This is a genomic window from Pseudomonas sp. GW821-FHT09D08, from assembly GCF_059416305.1.
This window is the reverse complement of the sequence record NZ_JBWKOX010000015.1, coordinates 128,677-153,259: the sequence shown is the minus strand read 5'-3', so window position 1 is coordinate 153,259 and position 24,583 is coordinate 128,677. Positions and strand designations below refer to the sequence as shown.

The following is a 24,583-nucleotide window of genomic DNA, read 5'->3' as shown; positions in this document are numbered from 1 at the left end:
CGGAACCGGGAAGCTGGGCGGGTCATTCACCGTACGGAGAGTACCTGCCTTGGATTGGCCCACCCTGCTTACCCGCGAACGCCTTGGAAAACCCCTGCACAGCCCGGAAGAACTCGGCCGCAGCCCGTTTCACAAAGACCATGACCGCATTATCTTCTCCGGCGCGTTTCGCCGCCTGGGCCGCAAGACCCAAGTGCACCCGGTGTCCAGCAACGACCATATCCATACACGCCTGACCCACTCCCTGGAAGTCAGTTGCGTAGGCCGCTCCCTCGGCATGCGCGTGGGCGAAACCCTGCGCAGCGCCCTGCCCGATTGGTGCGACCCCAGCGACTTGGGCATGGTGGTGCAATCGGCCTGCCTGGCCCATGACATCGGCAACCCGCCGTTCGGGCATTCCGGCGAAGACGCCATCCGCCACTGGTTCCAGCAGGCAGCGGGGCGCGGCTGGCTGGACGACATGAGCAGCGCCGAGCGCAATGACTTCCTCAACTTCGAAGGCAATGCCCAAGGCTTCCGGGTACTGACCCAACTGGAATACCACCAGTTCGACGGCGGTACGCGCCTGACCTACGCGACCTTGGGCACGTACCTCAAGTACCCCTGGACCGCCCGCCACGCCGATTCCCTGGGTTACAAGAAACACAAGTTCGGCTGCTACCAGAGCGAACTGCCGATCCTCGAACAGATCGCCGGCAAGCTCGGCTTGCCGCAACTCGAGGAACAACGCTGGGCTCGCCATCCCCTGGTCTATCTGATGGAGGCGGCAGACGACATCTGCTACGCCTTGATCGACCTGGAGGACGGCCTGGAAATGGACCTGCTGGAGTACACCGAAGTCGAGTCACTGCTGCTCGACCTGGTGGGCGACGACCTGCCGCAGACCTACCGGCAACTGGGCGCCCAGGACTCGCGCCGACGCAAGCTGGCGATCCTGCGCGGCAAGGCCATCGAGCACTTGACCAACGCCGCGGCGCGCGCCTTCGTCGAACAACAGGATGCCTTGCTTGCCGGCACCCTGTCCGGCGACCTGGTGGAACACATGCACGGCCCCGCCAAACGCTGCGTGCTGGATGCCAAGGACATGGCGCGCAAGAAAATCTTCCAGGACAAGCGCAAGACCCTGCACGAGATCGGTGCCTACACCACCCTGGAAATCCTGTTGAACGCCTTTTGCGGCGCGGCCCTGGAGCAGCACGGCGGACGCACGCCGTCGTTCAAGAACCGGCGCATTCTCGACCTGCTGGGCAACAACGCGCCGGACCCTGCGTGGCCGCTGCACAGGTCGTTCCTGCGCATGATCGACTTCATCGCCGGCATGACCGACAGCTATGCCACCGAGATGGCACGGGAGATGACCGGGCGCTCCAGCCCTCAATAACCTGGCTTATCACGCCGCCTGTTCACTGAACAGAATCTGCCTACGATGGGAACAGAGCGGCCTGATCGAATTCGCACAAGCACCCGAAGAATAATCGCGCACGCTCCGGGCAGGTCTGGCGAACAGTTCCTACGTGCCCCCTATCGACGCTTGACTCACCGTGTGCCTTCTATGCCCCGTTACCCCCTTCGGATCCTGTTGGTGGAGGACCATCCCTTTCAACTCCTCGCCACCCAATGCCTGCTGAGGAGCTTCGGCTTCGAGCACCTGGCCCCGGCCGAAAACGCCGAACAGGCGATCCGTCTGATGTCCCAGGCCGAAGCGCCCTTCGACATCATCCTCTGTGACCAGTGCCTGCCCGACCTGCCCGGGCTTGAATTGATTGAAATCGCCAGTCGCCAATGCTTTATCAAGGCCGCCATCTTGCTCAGCGGACTTCCCGAGGCAGAACTTTCAACGTTGCAAACCCAAGCCCACAAACGTGGCCTGCCATTACTCGGTTACTTACCAAAGCCATTGAATAAAGATGAGCTTGCACGTTTGACCCATACATTACTCACGTTATAAATGTAGGACTTTAAACAAATTGATCGGTCAGAAAATTCGCGCACAACAACCGTAAAGTCCCTGCCATGCTCCTTCAGCCCGCGCCTCTGCGGAGCATTGGCCTTTCGCGTTACGACTCCTTAGAGACAGGTAGGCTTTTACCTTTTTTAATGTAGGAACTTTCCTGTTTTATACCTGTTGCCACCCAAGTTCATGCTTACCCATCGGCTTCTGAGCTAATGTGCCCGCTTTATTTGTACCTGCATGGAATATGATCATGAACACAGTTTTTATTATTGATGACCATCCCGTTATAAGACTGGCCATACGAATGTTGTTGGAGCACGAAGAAAACTTCAAAGTAGTCGGCGAAACGGATAACGGATGCGACGCCATACAAATGGTCCGCGAATGCATGCCGGACCTGATCATCCTCGACATCAGCATTCCAAAACTCGATGGCCTGGAAGTGCTGTGCCGATTCAACGCCATGAACGCCTCGATGAAAACCCTGGTGCTGACGGCTCAATCCCCAACTCTGTTTGCCACGCGTTGCATGCGTTCGGGGGCCGATGGCTACGTGTGCAAGGAAGGTGACCTGAGCGAGCTGATGAGCGCCATCCGCGCCGTACTGTCCGGTTACAACTACTTCCCCAGCCAGGCCTTGACCCCCTGCGATGAAAGCGGCAAGGAACTTGAACTGTTCAAGGCCGTAAATGATCGTGAGTTGATGGTATTGCAACTTTTCGCACAGGGCCGCACCAATAAGGAAATAGCTAAAGGCATGTTTCTGAGCAACAAAACAGTAAGCACATATAAAAAGAGGCTGATGCAAAAACTTCAAGCCAAGTCCTTGGTAGAACTTATCGAGATGGCAAAACGAAACGCGCTAGTGTGAGAAACCGGATGCCCAGGCGTATAAAGGACTATTTGATTATATTGAGTGCCGGCTTGTGCTTCAGCACCGCCGTGCCCGCAACCCCTCCAGCGAGCCCGGAGCATTTCAACCTATTGAGTCGCGCGAGCTCCGTGCAGCTGGAACCCTACCTGAACAAGGCCCAACGCCAATGGCTCCAGAACAAACGCGAACTGGTACTGGGCGCGGCGTTTCCTGACTACCCGCCCTTCGACCTCACCTCCAGCGGACGTGACTATGAGGGGCTCACCGCCGACTACGCCGGCCTGCTGGCAATGGCGCTGGACGTGCCGGTAAAAGTGTTGCGCTACTCCTCCCGAGAGGCCGCCATTCGTGCCCTCGAAGCAGGGGAAATCGATTTACTGGGTTCCTCCAACAGCTTTGAAGCGGCAAATCCCAACCTGACGCTGTCAGAACCGTACGCCGTGGACCGCCCGGTATTGGTGACCCGCGAAGGCGAAACCCGCAGCCTGAATGATGGGCTGGCCGGCATGCGCCTGGCACTGGTCTATCACTATCTGCCACTGCACGAAGTGGAAAGGCTATACCCCAAGGCAATCATCCGTGCCTACCCTTCTTATCAAAACGCCTTGAATGCCGTGGCTTTCGACCAGGCAGACGTCTTTCTCGGCGATACCATTTCCACCCACTACATGATCAACAAGGGTTACCTGAAAAACATCCGCATGGCGAATTTCGGCAAACATGAAGCCTATGGATTCAGCTTTGCAATGCCCCAGGCCCAGCAGACACTGTTGAGCATCGTCGACGCCGTGCTGAGGGCCGTGCCCACTGCCGAACGGGAAACCATTGCCAAACGCTGGAGTGCCGGCAGCGACATCCTCCTGACCGACCAAAAGTTGCAACTGAGCCTTCGCGAAGAACGTTGGCTGAGGGAAAACCCGGTCGTCAAAGTGATCGTGAACCCCACCTTTGCGCCGCTGACCTTCTTCGACGCCGATGGCAATTTTCGCGGCATTACCGCCGACCTGCTGGAGCTGATTCGCCTGCGCACCGGGTTGCGCTTCGAGATTCAGCGCGGGCGTGATGTGAACACCATGATCGAGCACGTTGAAACCGGCAAAGCGGACATCGTCGGAGCGATCATCCCCAGCGTCGAGCGAGAAGCCCAACTGAACTTCAGTCGTCCCTACCTGGAAAACTCCTACGTGATGCTGACACGCAAGGACGGCCTGGCCCCCACAGGCCTTGAGGAAATGGAGGGCAAGCGCCTGGCGATCACGCAAGGCAGTCCGCTGAAAAAATTCCTGCGTGAGCACTTCCCAAAGATTCAGCTGGTAGATACCGGCGACACGTTCAAGTCAGCCGAACTGCTGGTACAAGGCCATGTAGAGGGCGCGGTGAATACCCTGGTGGTCGCCAATTACTTCCTGTCCTCGCAGATACTCCAGGACAAGATCCAAATCAGCTTCAGCATTGGCACGATGCCGGCCACCTTCGGGCTGGCGACATCACGCAGCGCCACCGAACTCAGCTCGATTCTCGACAAGGCGTTGCTCAGCATCGCCCCGGACGAACTGGGCGTGATCAACAGTCGTTGGCGCGGCTATACCGCCGCCTCAGACAGTTACTGGCGCGACTATCACCAACTGATTGCGCGCATCGTCATCGGGACCGGCCTGCTGCTGCTGATTTCCCTGAGCTGGAACGCGTACATGCGCCGCCAGATCAAGCACCGGAAAATGGCCGAGCGCGCCCTCAATGATCAGTTCGAGTTCATGCGCGCCCTGGTCAATGAAACCCCGCACCCGATCTACGTACGTGACAACAAGGGGCTGCTGCAGACCTGCAACGACAGTTACCTGCAGGCGTTCGACGTCAAGCGCGAGGACGTGATAGGTAAAAGCGCGGTCCAGATCAGCACAGCCCTCGCCGTCGAGGCGGCGCAATACCATGCCGACTATCAGCGCGTGGTGGCCGAGGGCAACCCGCTGATCCTGGACCGCACCCTGCATATTCGCGGAAAAAAACTGACGATCTATCACTGGATCCTGCCGTACCGCGACTCCGTCGGTGAAGTCCAGGGCATCATCGGTGGCTGGATCGATATCAGTGAACGACGCCAGTTGTTCGACGAACTCCGCACCGCCAAGGAGCGGGCCGACGAAGCCAATCGGGCCAAGAGCACGTTCCTCGCAACCATGAGCCACGAAATCCGTACGCCGATGAACGCGGTGATCGGCATGCTCGAGCTGACCCTCAAGCGGGCGGACCAGGGCCACCTCGACCGCCCGGCCATCGAGGTCGCCTACAACTCGGCGAAGGATCTGCTGGAGCTTATCGGCGACATTCTGGACATTGCGCGGATTGAATCCGGTCGCCTCAGCCTGGCACCGGAACGCGTCAACCTGAGGGAGGTGATCGAGTCGGTGGTACGTGTCTTCGACGGCCTGGCACGCCAAAAGACCCTTAGCCTGTTGCTGGAGTTCACGCCTGATCTGGAACACACCGAAGTGCTGATCGACCCGCTGCGCTTCAAGCAGGTGCTGTCCAACCTGATCAGCAACGCCATCAAGTTCACTGAACGTGGCCAGGTAAAGATCAAGGTGGAAGTATCGGCCACCGAACTGCCGCAGCAGGTCGAGATGAAACTGGTGGTGGAGGACACCGGCATCGGTATCAGCCGGGAGGACCAGATGCGCCTGTTCGAACCCTTTGCCCAGGCGGACAACTCAGGACAGCTGGCCAGGAGCGGTGCGGGCCTCGGGCTGGTGATCTGTCGCAGCCTTTGCGCGATGATGGGCGGGCAACTGAGCCTGAGCAGCGTGCCCATGGTGGGCACCCAGGTGCATGTGAGCCTGAAGATGAACCGCCTGCAGGCGCTGCAGGTGGCCGAAGAGCTCCAACCCGCCGCAACCTCGAACGTGCCGGTGCTCAATGTGCTGGTGGTGGACGATCATCCGGCGAATCGCCTGTTGATGTGCCAGCAGCTCGGCTACCTGGGTCATCAATACACCGCCGCCCAGAACGGCGCCTCCGGCTTCCAGGCCTGGCGCCAGGAGCGCTTTGACCTGGTGATCGCCGATTGCAACATGCCGATCATGAATGGCTACGAGCTGAGTCGTTCGATACGCGAATACGAGGAACGCGAACAGCTGACGCCTTGCGTGGTACTGGGTTTTACGGCCAATGCCCAGCCCGAAGAGAAGCAACGCTGTGCGCAGGCAGGCATGGATGACTGCCTGTTCAAACCCATCAACCTTACGGCGCTGGAGCGGCAATTGGCGAAGATCAGTCCTCAACCCAGCGGCATGACCCTGGACATCGGCAACTTCGAGGCCCTTACCGGTGGCGATCCGCACATGAGCCGCCTCTTGCTGGAAGAGTTGCTGAGCAGCAGTCGCCAGGATCGCCAGGAGCTGGTCGCACTGATCGCAGCGCAGGCCTTGCCCGAAGAGATCATCGAACAGGCTCACAAGATCAAGGGGGCCGCGCGCATCGTTCAAGCCTCTGCGCTGGCCTCGCAATGCGAAGCCGTCGAACAGGCCTGTGCCCGGGGTGATGATCGGCCCCTGATCGAGGCAGGTGTAAAGTCCCTGGAGAAGCTGATGCTGGAGTTGGAGAGGATGCTGCAAGTGCGGCTTGAGGAACTGGATGGCTGATAAGGGGCGGGTCGCGCCCCCTATTTCGATCAGCAGTCGGTCAAGCGCAGGAAAATCGCCGCCAGCTGTTCGATACCCGCCTGATCCTGAGGGGTAAAGCGGGCTAACGACGGGCTATCGAGGTCAAGGACACCTATCAATTTGGCGTCCTTGACCAGTGGCACCACCAATTCGCTGTTGGACGCGCTATCACAGGCGATATGCCCGGGGAACGCGTGCACATCGTCTACTCGCTGGGTTTGCCGCGAGGCCGCGGCCGCGCCGCACACCCCACGGCCGAACGGAATACGCACACAGGCGATCTGCCCCTGGAACGGGCCAAGCACCAGCTCTTCATTGCGGTTGAGGTAAAAGCCCGCCCAGTTCAGGTCATCCAGCTGGCTGAACAGGAAAGCCGAAAACTGGGCGCTGTTGGCGATGAAATCACGCTCATCGGCCAGCAGCGACTCCAGCTGGGCACTCAGCAGGGCATAGCCACCGAGGCCGGCGCCGGCTTGTTGTAAATCGATCATGGTTGACGCTCCAGCAATTTAAGACCCACCCAGTAACGGGCGAATTGATACGCGCAACGACCGTTGCGGTTGCCGCGCCCGGTGGCCCAGCGCACGGCGAGAATGTCGAGGTCCTCATCACGCTGCCACTGCAAACCCGCCTTGTTCGCCAGCTCGCCGATCCAGTGCTCGACCACGTCCAGGAAATGTTCCTGGGTGAACGGGTAGAACGACAGCCACAAGCCAAAGCGGTCGGACAAGGCAATCTTGTCTTCCACCGCCTCGCTCGGGTGCAACTCACCGTCCACGCGCTTCCAGTTATCGTTGTCGCTCTGGTTTTCCGGCACCAGGTGGCGGCGGTTGGACGTGGCATACAGCAGCACGTTTTCAGGGGCCTGTTCCAGGGAACCATCCAGCACGCTCTTGAGCACCCGGTAGTCGCCCTCGCCGGCCTCGAATGACAAGTCGTCGCAGAACAGGATGAAACGTTGCGGCAACTTGAGCAGTTGCTCAACCACACGCGGCAGGTCGGCCAAGTGGTCACGCTCGATTTCGATAAGGCGCAGACCGGCCTTGGCGTGTTGGGCGAGCAAAGCGCGCACCATGGACGATTTACCGGTGCCCCGCGACCCCCACAGCAACGCATGATTGGCAGGCAGGCCATCCAGGAACTGCTGGGTGTTGCGCGCCAGGGTTTCACGTTGCTTGTCCACGCCGATCAGGTCGGACAAGCGCATGTCCAAGCTCACGTCCAGCGGCAGCAGGAAGCCACTGCGGCCCTCACGCTGCCAGCGGGCCGCTAGGCACTGGTTCCAGTCGATGGTTTGGCGCGGCGCGGGCAACAAGGGTTCCAGGCGAGCGAGCACGGCATCGGCTCGCTCCAGAAAGGCACTCAATCGAGAATCCACGATTATTCCTCTGGCAAGTTTTTGCAAAAGATGGCGTATTGGCAACCCTGCGACAGACCGCTTGGGGCTGCGTAAAAACCGATTCATGCCGGGCAGGCCTGGGCGTGTGGATGTTCAGCTATGCTTGCCGGGCGAAGGGAAACGTGAAGTGGTTCAACACTCAATGGATATCAAGTTCGCCCACCGCTTGTCTTATAAACAAGCCAGATTGACGGTGCTGGTCGGTTTCGTCTTGGGAACCTTGCTCAGCCTGATCCAAATCGGCATTGATTATGCCAGCGAAGACGCATCCATCAACCGCGAAATACGTTCGCTGATCGAAATCAGCCATAACCCCGCGTCACGTATCGCCTACAACATCGATGCCGAACTGGCCCAGGAACTGACCCTGGGCCTGCTGCACTCCCCCGCCATCATTCGCGCGCAGTTGATCGACAACAATGGCGTGGTGCTGGCCGATGTCGACCGGCCACGCAAGGAAAGCACCTACCGGCCTATCAGTGACTTCATGTTTGGCGCCAACCGCCAGTTCGAAGACCAACTGTTCCTGAGCCACATGCCCGACGAGTCACTTGGCGTACTGCGCCTGGACGTCGACACCTACGCCTTTGGCAGCCGGTTCCTGCGCCGCGCCGAGATCACCCTGCTCAACGGGTTCGCACGCAGCCTGTTGTTGACCGGGATTTTGCTGGGCCTGTTCTACGTCATGCTGACCCAACCGCTGGTGCGCATTATTCGTGAACTGAGCACCCGCAAGCAGGCACGCCTGGACTGCCCGCCGGGGCATGAGCACGATGAAATCGGGGTGTTGGTGGACGTCGCCAACCAGCAATTCGAAAACATGGAAACCGAAATCCAGCAGCGCCGCCACGCCGAGGATCGGCTGACCGAATACCTGGGGCAACTGGAACATATCGTGTCCGCGCGCACCCTTGAACTCAAGGCCAGCAACCAGCGGCTGACCCAGTCCAACGATGAGCTGGAAGCCGCCAAGATGCATGCATTGGGCATGGCCCAGGCCCGGGCGGCCTTCCTGGCGAACATGAGCCACGAAATCCGCACCCCGCTCAACGGCCTGCTGGGCATGATCGCACTGTCGCTGGACAGCCCGTTGAACGCCGAACAACGCCAGCAACTGTCTATCGCCCATGACTCCGGCAAAGTGCTGGTGGAACTGCTCAACGATATTCTCGACCTGTCCAAATTCGACGCCGGCCAGTTGGAGCTGGAGCGCATCCCGTTCGACCTCGGCGCACTGGTGGAAGACACCGCCAACCTGTTATCGCAGAACGCCGCACCGAGCGTGGAACTGAGCTGCCTGATCGACCCGCAGTTCCCGGCCCAGGTGCTGGGTGACCCGACCCGTGTGCGGCAGATTGTCAGCAACTTGCTCTCCAACGCCTTGAAGTTCACCCGCTTTGGTCGGGTTGATGTGCGCCTGCGTACCCACGACGGCGGCGTACGCATTGAAGTCTGCGATACCGGCATCGGCATTGCGCAGGAAGCCCAAGTGAAAATCTTCCAACCGTTCACCCAGGCCGGCGCCGGTATCACTCGCCAGTATGGCGGGACGGGCCTGGGCCTGGCACTGACGCACAACCTGTGCGAAGCGATGAAGGGGCGCTTGAGTATCAGCTCGGAAGTGGGCTTTGGCAGCCAGTTCTGCGCAGACCTGCCACTGCCGGCCCATTTGCCCGCGGTGCAGCCAGCGCCTCTCAAAGGCGAGGTCATCGCCATCACCAACGCCGGCAGCGGCCTGACAGAGTTGCTCACGGCCCTGCTGCCCTGCTGGGGACTGTCCCTGCGCTGTTTCACCATGGATGACGATTTGAGCGGGCAAACCCCCGACCTGCTGATTACCGACTGCCCGGAATGCCTGTTCCGCATACGGCCGGGCATTACCGCGCCCATCCTGCTGGTGACCGCCTATGGCAACTTCATGCCCAGCGAAGAAGTGGCGGCACTGGCGCCGTTGCACCAACAGGCACGCCCCTTAAGCCGCAACGCGCTGTACCAGATCCTGCAACGCAACTTGCGCACCGACGCGCACCTGGTGCTTGACCCCGTCCAACTGGATGCCGCACCGCTCGCACATCGGGCGCGCATCCTGCTGGTGGAGGACAACCCGGTCAACCAACTGGTGGCCAAGGGCATGCTCAGCAAACTGGGCTGCGAAGTGATCGTGGCTGCCCACGGTGGCGAAGCGCTCACGTTTCTTGAAGAACAACGCTTCGATATGGTGCTGATGGACTGCAACATGCCGGTGATGGATGGCTATGAGGCCAGCCGGCAGATTCGGCGCAGCGGACGCTGGCCGGACCTGCCGATTGTCGCGTTGACCGCCAATGCCCTGTCCGAAGAGCGCGAGCGCTGCCGTGCGGCGGGGATGAATGATTACCTGGCCAAGCCATTCCGCCGCGAAGAACTCAATGCCCTGCTGGACTTGTGGGTGCCTGGGACGACAAGTCTTTAAGCTGCGCAAGCAACTGGTCGAGGCCATCGCGCAAGGCATCGGCCTGATTCAGGTCGATGCCGCGATCACACAACAGGCGGGTCTTCAGGCCATGGGCCTGGTCCCGCAGTTGCACACCGGCCTCGGTCAGGCTCAAGTGCACTTCACGCTCATCCCTGGCACTGCGCCGACGCGTCACTAACTCAAGCTGCTCAAGGCGCTTGAGCAGCGGCGTCAGCGTGCCCGAGTCGAGCATCAGGCGCTCCCCCAGGGCCTTGACCGTCGGCTGCAGCGCAGGCGTGGCGTGCCACTCCCACAACACCAGCATCACCACATATTGCGGGTAGGTCAGACCCAACTGGTCGAGCATCGGCTTATAGGCACGGGTGACAGCGCGTGACGCAGCGTAGAGCTTGAAACACAGCTGGTTGTCCAGGGCCAGGGACACGCTGGGCAGGTCGGTCATTTGAGCAAGGCTTCGATCTCTTGGGTCAAGTCCTGCGGCTTGGTGGCAGGACCGAAGCGCTTGACCACCTGGCCGTCGCGGCCGATGAGGAACTTGGTGAAGTTCCACTTGATGCCCTTGGACCCCAGCAGGCCCGGTGCCTGTTTTTTCAGTTGCACGAACAGTGGATGGGCATCGCTGCCATTGACGTCGATCTTCTTGAACAACGGGAAGCTGACACCGAAGTTCAGCTCGCAGAATTCGGAAATCGCCCCTTCGTCACCGGGCTCCTGCTTGCCGAACTGGTTGCAAGGAAAGCCCAATACCACCAGGCCCTGGTCCTTGTACTGCTGCCAGAGTTGCTCCAGGCCCTTGTACTGCGGGGTGAAGCCGCATTTGCTGGCGGTATTGACCACGAGGACGGCCTTGCCGGCGAAATCGGCCAAGGTCTTTTGCTCACCCTTGATGGTGGTGCAAGGGATGCTCAGCAGGTTGTTGCTCATGGCAGTGCCTCGATAAGGGAGAAAGGGGATGAAACATAGTAGGCAATTCAATTGTGTGCAATTTAATTGACCGCACTGATGACACCTCATCAACACTCTGTAGGAGCGAGCTTGCTCGCGAAAAACTCAAGGACACCGGGCTGAACCAGAATGCCCGTGTAATCGTTGACGACTTTCGCGAGCAAGCTCGCTCCTACAGGGGCCCGACGTCAGTCGAGTTAACGGGGCACAAGATCCAGGCATACCGAATTGATGCAATACCGCAGCCCCGTCGGCGGAGGACCGTCCGGGAACACATGGCCCAGATGCGCATCGCATTGGGCGCAGGTGACTTCGGTGCGGATCATGCCGTGGCTGACGTCACGGATCTCGATCATTGCGCTGTCGGCGATCGGCGCGTAGAAACTCGGCCAGCCGCAGCCGGAATCAAACTTGGTGGCCGAATCGAACAGTGGCGCATTGCAGCAGATGCAGTGATACACCCCATCGGTGCGGGTCTCATTGTACTTGCCGCTGAAAGGACGCTCGGTGCCCTTGAGACGGCACACGTTGTACTGCTCCGGATCGAGCATTGCCTTCCATTCTTCAACGGTTTTCTGCAACTTTTCCATCGGTACACCTCGGCAACTGAAAAAGCCTGATCTGTATCTTTTCCATGGATCAGGCGGCACGTATGATTGCGCCTCTTCAAAACGCCAGTCTGGCACCCGCGCTACCGGCATTCAAACGTATTTATGGGTGCGGGCCTTGCAGCATTCACAGTACGGTAGTGCCCACACCGTCTGGATCGTTCATTTTCAGGATCACATCGCCATGCAGGTCAGCAAATCGAACAAGCTCGCCAACGTCTGCTACGACATTCGCGGCCCGGTGCTCAAGCACGCCAAGCGCCTGGAAGAGGAAGGCCATCGCATCCTCAAGCTGAACATCGGCAACCCGGCGCCCTTTGGTTTCGAAGCGCCGGATGAAATCCTCCAGGATGTGATCCGCAACCTGCCCACCGCCCAGGGCTACAGCGACTCCAAGGGCCTGTTCAGCGCGCGCAAGGCCGTGATGCAGTACTACCAGCAGAAGCAGGTCGAAGGCGTCGGCATCGAAGACATCTACCTGGGTAATGGCGTGTCCGAGCTGATCGTGATGTCCATGCAGGCCCTGCTCAACAACGGCGACGAAGTGCTGGTGCCAGCACCGGACTACCCACTGTGGACCGCCGCCGTGACCCTGGCCGGCGGCCACCCGGTGCACTACCTGTGCGACGAGGGCGCCGACTGGTTCCCGGACCTGGCAGACATCAAGGCCAAGATCACGCCGAACACCAAGGCCCTGGTGATCATCAACCCGAACAACCCCACCGGTGCGGTGTACTCCAGGGAAGTGCTGCTGGGCATGCTCGAGTTGGCACGCCAGCACAACCTGGTGGTGTTCTCCGACGAGATCTACGACAAGATCCTCTACGACGATGCGGTGCATATCTGCACCGGTTCCCTGGCGCCGGACCTGCTGTGCCTGACCTTCAACGGCCTGTCCAAGTCCTACCGCGTGGCAGGCTTCCGCTCCGGCTGGATCGCGATTTCCGGGCCCAAGCACAATGCCCAGAGCTACATCGAAGGCATCGACATGCTGGCCAACATGCGCCTGTGCGCCAACGTGCCGAGCCAGCACGCAATCCAGACCGCCCTCGGCGGCTACCAGAGCATCAATGACCTGGTCCTGCCCCAGGGCCGCCTGCTGGAACAGCGCAACCGTACCTGGGAGCTGCTCAATGCAATCCCGGGCGTGAGCTGCGTCAAGCCCATGGGCGCGCTGTACGCCTTCCCGAGGATCGACCCGAAGGTCTGCCCGATCCTCAACGACGAGAAGTTCGTGCTGGACCTGCTGCTCTCGGAAAAGCTGCTGGTGGTCCAGGGCACGGCGTTCAACTGGCCGTGGCCGGATCACTTCCGAGTGGTGACCCTGCCCCGCGTGGATGACCTGGATATGGCCATTGGCCGTATCGGCAATTTCCTCAAGTCCTATCGCCAGTAACCGGCATGGCGCTGTACGACCGGCATTCGGTCGTACAGCGATTATCTGGCAACACTTCTCTGGCTATGCACTTTCCCCGCACTGCATTTGCGTTTCTACATCCACAAGCCCCTGTAGTTACGGGCCCGCAAGGCAAAAAATAGCTTTTCACGGACAATATTCGTCATCGGAAAATCCCTTCAAGGCTCTACATTCAGGCTGTAGGACACAGTTTGAAATAGTCGCTCGGTTGAATCACCCCAAGCCGCACCTTATATACCCCGCAGTACGCGACATATTAAGCATGAGGAGAACTCTACAACCATGATGCGCATCCTGCTGTTCTTGGCCACCAACCTGGCGGTCGTGCTGATTGCCAGCATCACCCTGAGCCTTTTCGGCTTCAACGGGTTCATGGCGGCCAACGGGGTTGATCTGAACCTCAATCAGCTGCTGATTTTCTGTGCGGTCTTTGGTTTTGCCGGTTCGCTGTTCTCGCTGTTCATCTCCAAGTGGATGGCGAAGATGAGCACCAGCACCCAGATCATCACTCAACCACGCACCCGCCATGAACAATGGCTGATGCAGACCGTGGAGCAGTTGTCTCAGGAAGCAGGTATAAAAATGCCCGAGGTCGGGATTTTCCCTGCTTACGAGGCCAACGCCTTTGCGACGGGCTGGAACAAGAACGACGCCCTCGTGGCGGTCAGCCAAGGGCTGCTCGAGCGCTTTTCACCCGATGAGGTGAAGGCGGTCCTCGCGCACGAGATCGGCCACGTAGCCAACGGCGACATGATTACCCTTGCGCTGGTGCAGGGCGTGGTGAACACCTTCGTGATGTTCTTTGCGCGGATCATCGGCAACTTTGTCGACAAGGTGATCTTCAAGAACGAAGGCGGCCGCGGGATCGCCTACTTCGTAGCGACCATCTTTGCCGAAGTGGTACTGGGCTTCCTGGCCAGCGCGATTGTGATGTGGTTCTCGCGCAAACGGGAGTTCCGTGCAGACGAAGCCGGCGCGCGCCTGGCTGGCACCGGTGCAATGATCAGTGCGCTGCAGCGCCTGCGCTCCGAACAGGGCCTGCCGGTGCATATGCCCGACAGCCTGACCGCCTTTGGCATCAACGGAGGTGTCAAGCAGGGCCTGGCTCGCATGTTCATGAGCCACCCGCCGCTGGAAGAGCGTATCGACGCGCTGCGTCGTCGGGGCTGATACCCGGTAATGCAAAAGGGGCGATTGGATCGCCCCTTTTTTTGTGCGCGGGTTTTACAGCTTGGTGAGCCGATACACGCGCTCTTCGAGGCGCGCGACTCCGTCCTGCACGAACTTCCAGCTCTCACCCAGGATATCCTGGGCTTCGAGCACCTCCAGGCTCCACTGCAAACCCAGAAGCACCTTCACCTCGTCATCCGGCACCGCAAAGGGCGGGCCGGCTTTTTGCGTCTGGTCGTAGTCCAGGGTGATCAGCAGCCCCTGGCAGCCTGGCCGCAGCAGGCTATTCAACTGCTCGGCGTACTGCGCACGCATCAACGGCGGCAGGGCGATCAGTGCGGCACGGTCGTAAAGCGCAGCGCAGTCAGCCAGTGCCCCGGCGTCCAAGGCAAAGAAATCGCCGCACCATATTTCGATCAAATCAGCCTGGTACACCTTGAACACGCCGTGCCGAGTGATGCGCGGCGTCAGGTTCTGCTCGCTGAAAAAGGCTTCTACCGCCTGCTCCGACAGCTCAACGCCGAATACGTGATAGCCGTTGCTGGCCAGCCACATCAGGTCCAGGCTTTTACCACACAGCGGCACCAGCACCTTGGCGCCCTGGGCAAGGCCAAGCACAGGCCAATACCGCAGCAGGTAAGGATTGACCTCGGGCAGGTGAAAGCCAATCTGATTGCGCGCCCAGCGCTCCTGCCAAAATTTGGGCTCCATGGAATCACCTCCGAAAATTCGATCAAAAAGCGCTAAAACTTATATTAGATTTAGATCAATGATCTGATTGAAGATGGGCCCATGTTAAACCTCAGGACCTTCCTTATGTTGCCCAGCCTGTTTATCTCCCACGGATCGCCCATGCTTGCCCTGCAACCCGGCGCCAGCGGCCCCGCCCTGCAGCGCCTGGCCGCTGAACTGCCGCGGCCGAAGGCAATTGTGGTGGTGTCGGCACATTGGGAAAGCCAGGAACTGCTGGTCAGCGGCAGTGCTGCGCCCGAGACCTGGCACGACTTCGGCAGTTTCCCCCGCGAGCTGTTCGCCGTGCAGTACCCAGCGCCGGGCGACCCGCAATTGGCCGGCGAAATTGTCGAACTGCTTCATGCCGACGGCTTGCAGGCGCGAATCGATGAGCGCCGCCCGTTTGACCATGGCACCTGGGTGCCGCTCTCGCTGATGTACCCGGCAGCGGATATTCCAGTGGTGCAAGTCTCCTTGCCCAGCCACATGGGCCCTGCCCTGCAAACCCGCGTCGGGCATGCCTTGGCCGGCTTGCGCGAACGGGGCGTGCTGTTGATCGGCTCCGGCAGCATCACCCATAACCTGGGGGAGCTGAACTGGCAGGCCGGACCTCAGCGTATCGAGCCTTGGGCACGCGACTTCCGTGACTGGATGGTGGAGACACTCGCCGCCAACGACGAGGCGGCCTTGCATGATTACCGTCGCCAGGCGCCCCACGCCGTGCGCAGCCATCCCAGCGATGAACATTTGTTGCCGCTGTACTTTGCGCGCGGCGCCGGGGGTGACTTCAGCGTTGCACACCAGGGGTTCACCATGGGCGCGCTGGGTATGGACATCTACCGCTTCGGTTAACAGCGGACAAAAAAAATCCCCGAACCAGTCGGGGATTTTTTATGTGCGATCAATCAGCCCAAGGGCGGATCAATCTTCGCGGTAGCGACGCAGCTTCAATTGCTTGCCGGCAACGCGGGTGTCTTTCAGCTTGGTCAGCAGTTTTTCCAGACCGTCTTCCGGCAGCTCCACCAGGGAGAAGCTGTCACGGACCTGGATGCGACCGATGGCTTCACGTGCCAGGCCACCCTCGTTGAGGATAGCGCCCAGCAGGTTCTTGGCAGCGATACCATCACGTGCTCCCAGCGCGGTACGGCAACGGGCACGGCCTTCAGCCAATGGAACCGGAGCGCGACGCTCACGATCACCACGGTCCGGACGGTCGCCGGTACGCTCTGGACGATCACCGCGTGGCGCGTTGTTCGGCACCAGTGGGCGCTCTTTCTCGATGGCCGCCAGGGTCAGGGCCTGACCGTTGGTAGCCTTGCGCAGCAGGGCTGCAGCCAGGGCACGCGGGGTGCAACCGATATCGGCGGTCAGGCGGTCCAGCAGGTCGCCGTGGGTCGATTCAGCGTCAGCCACCAGCGGCGACAGGCTGTTGGTCAGTTTCTTGATGCGGGCATCGAGAACGGCCTGGGCATCCGGCAGGCGTACTTCGGCAACTTTCTGACCGGTTACACGCTCGATCACTTGCAGCATGCGGCGCTCACGTGGCGTCACCAGCAGCAGTGCACGACCTTCGCGACCGGCACGGCCGGTACGGCCGATACGGTGAACGTAGGATTCCGGATCGTAAGGCATGTCAACGTTGAACACGTGGGTGATACGCGGAACGTCGAGACCACGAGCGGCTACGTCGGTCGCCACAACGATGTCCAGACGGCCATCCTTGAGGGAGTCGATCACGCGCTCACGTTGGTTCTGGGCGATGTCACCGTTCAGCGCAGCGGCTTTGTAGCCTTTGGCTTCCAGGGCACTGGCCAGGTCCAGGGTCGCTTGCTTGGTACGCACGAACATGATCAGGGCGTCGAAGTCTTCGACTTCCAGCAGGCTCAATACAGCCGAGGTCTTCTGGTCAGCGTGAACCAACAGGTGAGCCTGTTCGATCGCGGTAACGGTCTGAGTCTTGGTCTGGATCTTCACGTGTTGCGGATCGCGCAGATGGCGTTCGGCAATGGCACGGATCGACTGTGGCAGGGTAGCCGAGAACAGGACGGTTTGACGGGTCGGTGGCAGTGCCTTGAAGATGACTTCCAGGTCATCCATGAAGCCCAGCTTCAACATTTCGTCGGCTTCGTCCAAAACCAGGTGGTTCACGGTCGACAGGACTTTCTCGTCGCGACGCAGGTGGTCGCACAGACGGCCCGGGGTGGCCACGACGATCTGGGCGCCATTACGGATGGCTTTCAGTTGCGGGCCCATCGGCGCGCCGCCGTAGACGGCAACAACGGTAACGCCTGGCATTTGCTTGGCGTAGGTTTCAAAAGCGGTTGCTACTTGCAGCGCCAACTCACGCGTTGGCGCCAGGATCAGGGCTTGCGGCTCGCGCTTGGCAGGATCGATGCAGTGCAGGATAGGCAGGGCGAACGCGGCGGTTTTACCGGTACCGGTTTGCGCCTGGCCAATCATGTCCTGGCCGGCCATGATGATCGGGATCGATTGCTGCTGAATCGCCGAAGGTTCTTCGTAGCCGGTCGCGATGACGGCAGCGAGAATGTTCGGGTTAAGATTAAAAGCGGCGAAGCCGCCGGTTTCCTGGGTCATGGGTCTGCCTCTAAGTGCATCCGCAAAGACCCATGCTCCAAAGCTGCGCATGCCGTGTTGAGACTCAAGAGTCGCCCTGGCTGCTTTGTCGGCGGGGATTTGCGAAAACGAATGAATGAAAAAGATTCGTCAAGGGAGAGTCCGCTGTGCGGACGTGCAGCCGAAGCTGACTTCGGGGAATTGCGCTACCTAAACGCGGCCCGGTTAAAGGCCGGCGCGCACTATACCGGAAATACCTGAAAAAGGGAGCTTTTTTTATCGCCAGGCGCCGATAAACCGCGCTGCATCACAGTCTTTGCAGATAAGCGCGGCAGGGTCTATTTTTCAAAGGCCCGGCCCTGTTGGTCATGACGCTTAAACGGTTCACCTTGCATCGAGACCCTTTGGTCTGAAACCCTGACATTGCGCCCGAGGGCACACCCGATGAATCAAGCCAGCAGCAGCCGCGTCAGCCGTGAACTCCAGGGCCATGTCCTGCTGTTGGGACTGGATCGGGTCGCCAAGCGCAACGCCTTTGACCTGGACCTGCTCAATGAACTGAGCCTGGCTTATGGCGAATTTGATCGAAATGACGAAGCACGGGTGGCCGTAGTATTTGCCCACGGTGACCACTTCACCGCCGGCCTGGACCTGGCCAATGTCAGCGCCGTGATGGCTGGAGGCTGGCAACCGCCCCTGGGCGGTTGCGATCCCTGGGGCGTTTTCGCCGGCCCCAGGGTCAGCAAACCGGTGATCGTCGCGGCCCAGGGCTACTGCCTGACCATCGGTATCGAGTTGATGCTCGCGGCGGATATCAACCTGTGCGCGAGCAATACCCGCTTTGCGCAGATGGAAGTGCAACGTGGGATTTTTCCGTTTGGAGGCGCGACATTGCGCTTTCATCAGATCGCCGGCTGGGGCAACGCCATGCGCTGGCTGCTCACCGGCGATGAGTTCGACGCCCATGAAGCCCTGCGCCTGGGCCTGGTGCAGGAAGTCATGGCCAGTGAAGACCTGCTGCCCCGCGCCATCGAACTCGCCAGCCGCATCGCGCGCCAGGCGCCGCTTGGCGTCCAGGCCACCTTGATGTCGGCCCGCCTGGCACACATGGAAGGCGAAACCGTTGCCGCCGCCGCGCTGCCGCCGATGGTGGATAAATTGCTGAACAGCGAGGATGCCAAGGAAGGCGTGCGGGCGATGGTCGAGAAGCGGCCGGGGGTGTTCAAGGGCATCTAGCTTATGTAGCCGGACGAATCGCCTTGATCAACGCCTGCAACGAGTAACCCAGACGCGGCGCCAACAACTCAGCCCGAGCAGAAAGCGCCTCCATATCCAGCGCCTGGTCCAGCTCCGAAGGCACCAACAGGATCACATTGCCCTCCTTCACCGGCAGTTCCCAATAATGCCGGTGGTACAAACCACGCAGCAGCGCCGCGCCCAAGGGTTTGCCATCGTCGGTGGCCCACTGGTTGATCACCAGCCAACCGCCGGGGTTGAGTTTCTTCTGGCAGTTTTCCAGGAAGGTCCAGGCCAGGTGTCCGACGCCGGGACCGACATCCGTGTAGAGGTCGACGAAAATCAGGTCCGCCGATTCAGCGCTCTCCAACAGTTCCAAGGCGTCGCCGATGCGGATATACAGGCGCGGATCATCATCCAGCCCCAGGTATTCGATGGCCAGGCGCGGCACATCGGGGCGCAGCTCGATGGCTTCGACATCCTCCAGCGGCAGGAACTTGAGGCAGGCCTGGGTCAAGGTGCCAGCTCCCAGGCCGAGGAACAGTGCGCTCTCCGGCTGCTCATGGCACAACGCGCCGATCAGCATCGCGCGGGTGTAGTCGTACTCCAGCCAGCTCGGGTCAGCGGTGAACACGCAGCTTTGCTCGATGGCGTCGCCAAACTCGAGAAACCGGTAATCGGCCACCTCGAGCACACGAATCATGCCGAAATCATCATGGACCTCGGCCAGCAGGCGCTCGACACGCTCCTCGCTCATCACTACTCCTAAAGGGGTTACCCCACGGCAAAGGCGCGATTGTCGGCCAACCGGCGGCAACAGGTCACGCACTAATTGCTGATAACATTGGCGCCCGACCGTCAACCACCCAATCGAGTTCATGATGAGCCAACCCTGGAGCCCCGACAGCTGGCGCGCCCTGCCAATCCAGCAACAACCCCAGTACCCGGACGCCGCGCACTTGTTGCAAGTGGAGCAGAGCCTGGCCAGCTATCCGCCGCTGGTGTTTGCCGGGGAAGCCCGCGAGTTGCGCCGTCAGTTTGCCGAGGTGACCCAGGGTCGCGCGTTCCTGCTGCAAGGTGGCGACTGCGCCGAGAGCTTTGCCGAGTTCTCCGCCGCAAAAATCCGCGACACCTTCAAGGTGCTGCTACAGATGGCAATCGTGATGACCTTCGCCGCCGGCTGCCCGGTGGTGAAAGTCGGGCGCATGGCCGGCCAGTTCGCCAAGCCGCGCTCGGCCAACGATGAAACCCTCGACGGCATCACCCTGCCCGCCTACCGTGGCGACATCGTCAACGGCATCGGTTTCGACGAAAAAAGCCGTGTGCCGGACCCGGACCGCCTGCTGCAGTCCTACCACCAGTCCACCGCCACCCTCAACCTGCTGCGCGCCTTTGCCCAGGGCGGTTTTGCCGACCTGCACCAGGTGCACAAGTGGAACCTGGACTTTATCGCCAACTCCGCCCTGGCGGAAAAATACAGCCAGTTGGCCGACCGCATCGACGAAACCCTGGCCTTCATGCGCGCCTGCGGCATGGACAGCTCGCCACAGTTGCGCGAAACCAGCTTTTTCACAGCCCATGAAGCGCTGCTGCTCAACTACGAACAAGCCTTCGTGCGCCGCGACAGTCTGACCAACGACTACTACGACTGCTCGGCCCACATGCTGTGGATCGGCGACCGCACCCGTCAGTTGGATGGCGCCCATGTCGAATTCCTGCGCGGGGTGAACAACCCGATCGGCGTGAAGGTCGGCCCGAGCATGAACCCCGATGACCTGATCCGCCTGATCGACATCCTCAACCCCGACAACGACCCCGGCCGCCTCAACCTGATCGCGCGCATGGGCGCAGGCAAAGTCGGCGACCACCTGCCCAAGCTGATTCGCGCGGTGCAGCGCGAAGGCAAGCAGGTGCTGTGGAGCTCCGACCCGATGCACGGCAACACCATCAAGGCCAGCAGCGGCTACAAGACCCGCGACTTTGCGCAGATCCTCGGCGAGGTCAAGGAGTTCTTCCAGGTGCACCAGGCCGAGGGCACGTATGCCGGCGGGATTCATATCGAGATGACCGGGCAGAACGTCACCGAGTGCATCGGCGGCGCGCGGCCGATCACCGAAGATGGCTTGTCGGACCGTTACCACACCCACTGCGACCCAAGGATGAACGCCGATCAGTCGCTGGAGTTGGCATTCCTGATTGCCGAGACGTTGAAGCAGGTCAAACGCTAGCAGACGTTTGGAAAATAGGGCTTGTAGTGACAAGCCCGCTCGCCACGAAAGTACCTTCCTCCTACACGCGCAGCATGGCTAACCGCAACCGGTCGGCACTCGGCCGCTGGCAATTGAGCTGCACCTGTTCCAGCCCCAGCCAGTCGGCCATTTGCCGCAGGTTCAGGGCCAGCGCCTGCATCCCCTCATCATCCAGCCCCGGCTCCTCTTCGTGCACCCCATGCACGGCCAGGCGCCCGTTGGCGCGCTCGGCCCGCAGGTCGATACGTGCAGCGATGCGCTCGTTGTGCAAAAACGGCAGCACGTAGTAGCCGTACACCCGTTTGTGTTGCGGGGTGTAGATCTCCAGGCGGTAGCGGAAATCGAACAGGCGCTCGGTGCGGCTGCGCTCCCAGACCAGCGAGTCGAAGGGCGACAGCAGTGCGCTGGCCGACACCTTGCGTGGCACTTTGGGCTCGGGCAGGCAGTATGCTGCCTGCTTCCAGCCTTGCACCTGGCACACCTGCAATTGCCCGTCCTCGACCAACTCCGCCAGGCGACTGCGACTGTCGGCGGGGTCAAGGCGGAAGTAGTCGCGCAGGTCTTTTTCGGTGCCTACACCCAAGGCGGTGGCGCTGTGCAGCAACAGGCCACGCTGGGCCTCGGCCTCGGTCAACGGCGTCTGCTGGAGGATATCGCCAGGGATGACGCGCTCGGGCAAGTCATAGAGCCGCTCGAAACCACGCCTGCCGGCAACGGTCACCAGGCCGGCGGCGAACAACCACTCCAGCGCATGCTTTTCATCGCTCCAGTCCCACCAGGGTCCGGCTCGCTCTTCGCGGGTCGACAAACTGCCCGCGCCCAGCGCGCCCTGCTGTTCGACAGTCTGCAAAACGCGCTGGATCGTGGCCTGTTGCTCACGACCGAAGCGCGCCATCTGCGAATAGATGCCCCGTCCCTGCTGCGCCCGCTCCATACGCCAACGCATCAAGGGATACAACGCCATCGGCAGCAACGAGGCCTCGTGCCCCCAATACTCAAACAGCGAACGCCGCCGGCCCTGGCTCCAGGCCGCCTGTTCAAGCATCAACGGCGAGTAACCGCCCAGGCGGGAAAACAGCGGCAAGTAATGAGAGCGCACCAGCGCATTGACCGAGTCAATCTGCAACACGCCCAAGCGCTCGATCACGCGGTTGATGTGCGCAGCTTTTATCAGTACGGGCGCCTGGCGCCCGGAAAATCCCTGGGCCGCCAGCGCCATGCGCCGAGCGTGCTTGAGGGAAAAAGACAGGTCGGCGGCCATGAGGATCTCCATGTGGGCTCGCCAACCACCCTACTGCATCCGGGGTCATTTTCGCAGCGGGTCTTGCCAGAAATGCAGATGGCGATCCTGCTCAACGTCGCCGCGATTGAGCCCGATGTCCTTGAGCGCATCATCGCTCAAGCTGGCCAGGACCTGACGCTCCCCATGCAGCGCCTGCCAACGGGCAATCCTGTTAAACAGCCCGGAAAACGGACGTTTTGCCATCAACACAAAGCCTCTTTGACCTTTCATCTTCTCGCCCTCCAATGGGGATGACGCGAGTGTGTGCCTGGCCTTAAGATCAATCCAACGAATGTTTCTTATGCAATACATCTCGGAGATTGATCAATTGTCCGACTACCCGAGCATCGACACTGAGGTACTGCGTACTTTCGTCGCCATCGCCGACCAGGGCGGTTTCACCCGCGCCGGTGAACGGGTCAACCGCACCCAATCGGCGGTGAGCATGCAGATGAAGCGCCTGGAAGAAGACGTGCTGCAGCGCAAATTGTTCGAGCGCGATGGCCGGCAAGTGCGGCTTACCCCCGAGGGCCAAGTGCTGCTGGGCTATGCGCGGCGCATCCTGAAATTGCACAGCGAAGTGTTCAACACCCTGCGCGAGCCGCATATGGTGGGGCTGGTACGCATCGGTACACCGGATGACTACGTGATGCGCTTCCTGCCGGGGATTCTCCAGCGGTTTTCCAAGGCGTACCCGCTGATCCAGATTGAGATGCACTGCGAGGCGTCCACGGTGCTGATGCAGCGCCGGGACCTGGCCCTGACCGTGATCAGCCGAGAGCCCGGGAATGATGTCGGGGAACTGTTGCGTTCCGAACGCATGGTATGGGCCGCAGCACCGTGCTTTTGCGTAGACGAGCACGACGCCCTGCCCCTGGCGATTTCCGGTGCTGACTGCCTTTACACCCAGTGGGCCCTGGGGGCACTGGATTCGGTCGAGCGCAGTTATCGCCTCGCCTATCACAGCACCAATGGGGCGGCGATCCAGGCAGTCGTCAGCGCGGGCTTGGCGGCCATGGTCAGCATGGAAAGCCTGGTGACTGCAGACCTGCGCATACTCGGCAGCGAGGAAGGGCTACCGCCCTTGCCGTCAATGAACCTGCGTTTGCTGCGTAACCCCCTGATGGCCTCACCGATCACCGATTGCCTGGCCGAGTACATCCTCGAAGGCTTCAGACTTTAAAGGTCAGCATGACCGCACACAGCACCAGGAAGCCGCAGAACAGGCCGCGCAACAGCCTTTCCGGCAGGGCGTGGGCGACTTTCACGCCCCAACTGATACTGAGCAGGCCACCGACGGCCAGGGGGATGCCGATCAGCCAGTCCACTTCGTGGTGCCAGGCATAGGTGACCAGGGTCACGCCGGTGCTGGGCAGGGCCAAGGCCAGGGACAAGCCCTGGGCGACCACCTGGGTGGTGCCGAACACACTGGTCAGTATCGGCGTGGCCACCACCGCGCCACCCACCCCAAACAAACCGCCCATGGAACCGGACGCCGCGCCCAATACGCCAAGCCAGGGCCAGGAATAACGCATGTGTGCCGTCGGCGGTGCATTGCGTGTGAACATGCGCAGCAGGTTGTAAGCCGAAAGCGTCAGCAGGAACACGATAAATCCGATACGCATGGCGCCTGCGTCCAGCCCCACGGCCCAGATCGAGCCGAGCCAGGCAAAGCTGAAGCCCATGATGCCCAACGGCAGGGCGTGGCGCAGTTCGATGCGATTGCGCTGGTGGTAACGCCACAGGGCCAGCATCACGTTGGGCACCACCATCACCAGCGCCGTGCCTTGGGCAAGTTGTTGGTCCAGGCCGAACCATACGCCGAGTACCGGGATCGCAATCAGCCCACCGCCAATACCAAACAGGCCACCCACCGTGCCGAGGGCCACGCCCAATACCAGATACACCGCTAAATCCAACACCGCTCGCTACTCCACATTCCCAGGCCCTGCATGCTACGCAGTCGACTCTGGCGTGGAAACGCACAGCAACGCACAATGGCTATGCCAATCTCGCATAAGCGCGCATC

General features: G+C 60.7%; 22 protein-coding genes. 11 read left to right on the top strand and 11 right to left on the bottom strand.

Annotated elements, in window-relative coordinates:
* The first annotated feature begins 49 nt into the window (after positions 1 to 49).
* The 4 genes from AC07OP_RS22705 (at position 50) to AC07OP_RS22690 (ending at position 6,466) form a co-directional block, all read left to right on the top strand.
* A complete protein-coding gene (locus tag AC07OP_RS22705) occupies positions 50 to 1,381 on the top strand; it encodes a deoxyguanosinetriphosphate triphosphohydrolase (protein WP_495101284.1) in 1,332 nt (443 codons plus the stop codon).
* A gap of 171 nt (positions 1,382 to 1,552) precedes the next feature.
* On the top strand, positions 1,553 to 1,948 hold the full coding sequence (locus AC07OP_RS22700; protein ID WP_115488081.1) for a response regulator: 396 nt from the start codon (positions 1,553 to 1,555) through the stop codon (positions 1,946 to 1,948).
* A gap of 256 nt (positions 1,949 to 2,204) precedes the next feature.
* Positions 2,205 to 2,825 carry a response regulator transcription factor gene (locus AC07OP_RS22695; protein WP_065939963.1) on the top strand — a complete coding sequence of 207 codons (621 nt, stop codon included), beginning with the start codon at positions 2,205 to 2,207 and terminating at the stop codon, positions 2,823 to 2,825.
* Between the two features lie 8 nt (positions 2,826 to 2,833).
* The gene (locus AC07OP_RS22690) at positions 2,834 to 6,466 is read left to right on the top strand and encodes a transporter substrate-binding domain-containing protein (RefSeq protein ID WP_495101283.1); all 3,633 of its coding nucleotides are present in this window, start codon (positions 2,834 to 2,836) and stop codon (positions 6,464 to 6,466) included.
* A 29-nt stretch (positions 6,467 to 6,495) separates the two neighbouring features.
* Here the strand turns inward: AC07OP_RS22690 and AC07OP_RS22685 are convergent, their stop codons facing one another.
* A complete protein-coding gene (locus AC07OP_RS22685; RefSeq protein WP_281111999.1) occupies positions 6,496 to 6,978 on the bottom strand; it encodes a GAF domain-containing protein in 483 nt (160 codons plus the stop codon).
* Positions 6,975 to 7,865: an ATP-binding protein gene (locus AC07OP_RS22680; RefSeq protein ID WP_027607006.1), complete on the bottom strand. Its 891-nt coding sequence runs from the start codon at positions 7,863 to 7,865 to the stop codon at positions 6,975 to 6,977. The genes AC07OP_RS22685 and AC07OP_RS22680 overlap by 4 nt, the downstream gene beginning before the upstream one ends.
* Positions 7,866 to 8,028: 163 nt before the next feature.
* Here AC07OP_RS22680 and AC07OP_RS22675 point away from each other — a divergent pair, with 163 nt between their 5' ends.
* Positions 8,029 to 10,338, top strand: coding sequence for a hybrid sensor histidine kinase/response regulator (locus AC07OP_RS22675; protein WP_495101282.1), 2,310 nt, complete (start codon positions 8,029 to 8,031; stop codon positions 10,336 to 10,338).
* On the opposite strand, the gene AC07OP_RS22670 is transcribed toward AC07OP_RS22675, so the two are convergent.
* The 3 genes from AC07OP_RS22670 to msrB form a co-directional block, all read right to left on the bottom strand.
* Positions 10,292 to 10,783 (bottom strand): MarR family winged helix-turn-helix transcriptional regulator, encoded by a 492-nt coding sequence (locus AC07OP_RS22670; protein ID WP_027607004.1) that lies wholly within the window; start codon positions 10,781 to 10,783, stop codon positions 10,292 to 10,294. The genes AC07OP_RS22675 and AC07OP_RS22670 overlap by 47 nt on opposite strands.
* Positions 10,780 to 11,265, bottom strand: coding sequence for a glutathione peroxidase (locus tag AC07OP_RS22665; RefSeq protein WP_027607003.1), 486 nt, complete (start codon positions 11,263 to 11,265; stop codon positions 10,780 to 10,782). The genes AC07OP_RS22670 and AC07OP_RS22665 overlap by 4 nt, the downstream gene beginning before the upstream one ends.
* A gap of 218 nt (positions 11,266 to 11,483) precedes the next feature.
* On the bottom strand, positions 11,484 to 11,876 hold the full coding sequence (gene msrB, locus AC07OP_RS22660) for a peptide-methionine (R)-S-oxide reductase MsrB (protein ID WP_495101281.1): 393 nt from the start codon (positions 11,874 to 11,876) through the stop codon (positions 11,484 to 11,486).
* 202 nt (positions 11,877 to 12,078) lie between these two features.
* Between msrB and AC07OP_RS22655 the strand changes: the two genes are divergently transcribed.
* Together AC07OP_RS22655 and htpX are read left to right on the top strand one after the other, a co-directional pair.
* Positions 12,079 to 13,290 carry a pyridoxal phosphate-dependent aminotransferase gene (locus tag AC07OP_RS22655; RefSeq protein WP_027607001.1) on the top strand — a complete coding sequence of 404 codons (1,212 nt, stop codon included), beginning with the start codon at positions 12,079 to 12,081 and terminating at the stop codon, positions 13,288 to 13,290.
* A 303-nt stretch (positions 13,291 to 13,593) separates the two neighbouring features.
* On the top strand, positions 13,594 to 14,481 hold the full coding sequence (htpX, locus tag AC07OP_RS22650) for a protease HtpX (RefSeq protein ID WP_495101280.1): 888 nt from the start codon (positions 13,594 to 13,596) through the stop codon (positions 14,479 to 14,481).
* A gap of 54 nt (positions 14,482 to 14,535) precedes the next feature.
* Here the strand turns inward: htpX and AC07OP_RS22645 are convergent, their stop codons facing one another.
* Positions 14,536 to 15,192 carry a thiopurine S-methyltransferase gene (locus AC07OP_RS22645; protein ID WP_495101279.1) on the bottom strand — a complete coding sequence of 219 codons (657 nt, stop codon included), beginning with the start codon at positions 15,190 to 15,192 and terminating at the stop codon, positions 14,536 to 14,538.
* Positions 15,193 to 15,297: 105 nt separating this feature from the next.
* Here AC07OP_RS22645 and AC07OP_RS22640 point away from each other — a divergent pair, with 105 nt between their 5' ends.
* Positions 15,298 to 16,065 (top strand): DODA-type extradiol aromatic ring-opening family dioxygenase, encoded by a 768-nt coding sequence (locus AC07OP_RS22640; RefSeq protein ID WP_495101278.1) that lies wholly within the window; start codon positions 15,298 to 15,300, stop codon positions 16,063 to 16,065.
* A 69-nt stretch (positions 16,066 to 16,134) separates the two neighbouring features.
* Here the strand turns inward: AC07OP_RS22640 and AC07OP_RS22635 are convergent, their stop codons facing one another.
* Positions 16,135 to 17,808 (bottom strand): DEAD/DEAH box helicase, encoded by a 1,674-nt coding sequence (locus AC07OP_RS22635; RefSeq protein WP_027606997.1) that lies wholly within the window; start codon positions 17,806 to 17,808, stop codon positions 16,135 to 16,137.
* Positions 17,809 to 18,231: 423 nt separating this feature from the next.
* On the opposite strand from AC07OP_RS22635, the gene AC07OP_RS22630 reads away from it, so the two are divergent.
* Positions 18,232 to 19,023, top strand: coding sequence for a crotonase/enoyl-CoA hydratase family protein (locus tag AC07OP_RS22630; RefSeq protein ID WP_065924442.1), 792 nt, complete (start codon positions 18,232 to 18,234; stop codon positions 19,021 to 19,023).
* A 1-nt stretch (position 19,024) separates the two neighbouring features.
* Here the strand turns inward: AC07OP_RS22630 and AC07OP_RS22625 are convergent, their stop codons facing one another.
* The gene (locus AC07OP_RS22625; RefSeq protein ID WP_027606995.1) at positions 19,025 to 19,780 is read right to left on the bottom strand and encodes a spermidine synthase; all 756 of its coding nucleotides are present in this window, start codon (positions 19,778 to 19,780) and stop codon (positions 19,025 to 19,027) included.
* 124 nt (positions 19,781 to 19,904) lie between these two features.
* On the opposite strand from AC07OP_RS22625, the gene AC07OP_RS22620 reads away from it, so the two are divergent.
* Positions 19,905 to 21,251, top strand: coding sequence for a class II 3-deoxy-7-phosphoheptulonate synthase (locus tag AC07OP_RS22620; protein ID WP_027606994.1), 1,347 nt, complete (start codon positions 19,905 to 19,907; stop codon positions 21,249 to 21,251).
* Between the two features lie 61 nt (positions 21,252 to 21,312).
* Here the strand turns inward: AC07OP_RS22620 and AC07OP_RS22615 are convergent, their stop codons facing one another.
* Together AC07OP_RS22615 and AC07OP_RS22610 are read right to left on the bottom strand one after the other, a co-directional pair.
* The gene (locus AC07OP_RS22615; protein WP_495101277.1) at positions 21,313 to 22,533 is read right to left on the bottom strand and encodes a winged helix-turn-helix domain-containing protein; all 1,221 of its coding nucleotides are present in this window, start codon (positions 22,531 to 22,533) and stop codon (positions 21,313 to 21,315) included.
* 45 nt (positions 22,534 to 22,578) lie between these two features.
* Entirely contained in the window at positions 22,579 to 22,785 is a 207-nt protein-coding gene (locus AC07OP_RS22610) for a DUF1127 domain-containing protein (protein WP_227451553.1), read from the bottom strand.
* Between the two features lie 70 nt (positions 22,786 to 22,855).
* On the opposite strand from AC07OP_RS22610, the gene AC07OP_RS22605 reads away from it, so the two are divergent.
* Positions 22,856 to 23,737, top strand: a complete 882-nt coding sequence (locus AC07OP_RS22605) for a LysR family transcriptional regulator (RefSeq protein ID WP_043293698.1) — start codon at positions 22,856 to 22,858, stop codon at positions 23,735 to 23,737.
* Here the strand turns inward: AC07OP_RS22605 and AC07OP_RS22600 are convergent.
* Positions 23,727 to 24,476, bottom strand: a complete 750-nt coding sequence (locus tag AC07OP_RS22600; protein ID WP_495101276.1) for a sulfite exporter TauE/SafE family protein — start codon at positions 24,474 to 24,476, stop codon at positions 23,727 to 23,729. The genes AC07OP_RS22605 and AC07OP_RS22600 overlap by 11 nt on opposite strands.
* Positions 24,477 to 24,583: the final 107 nt, after the last annotated feature.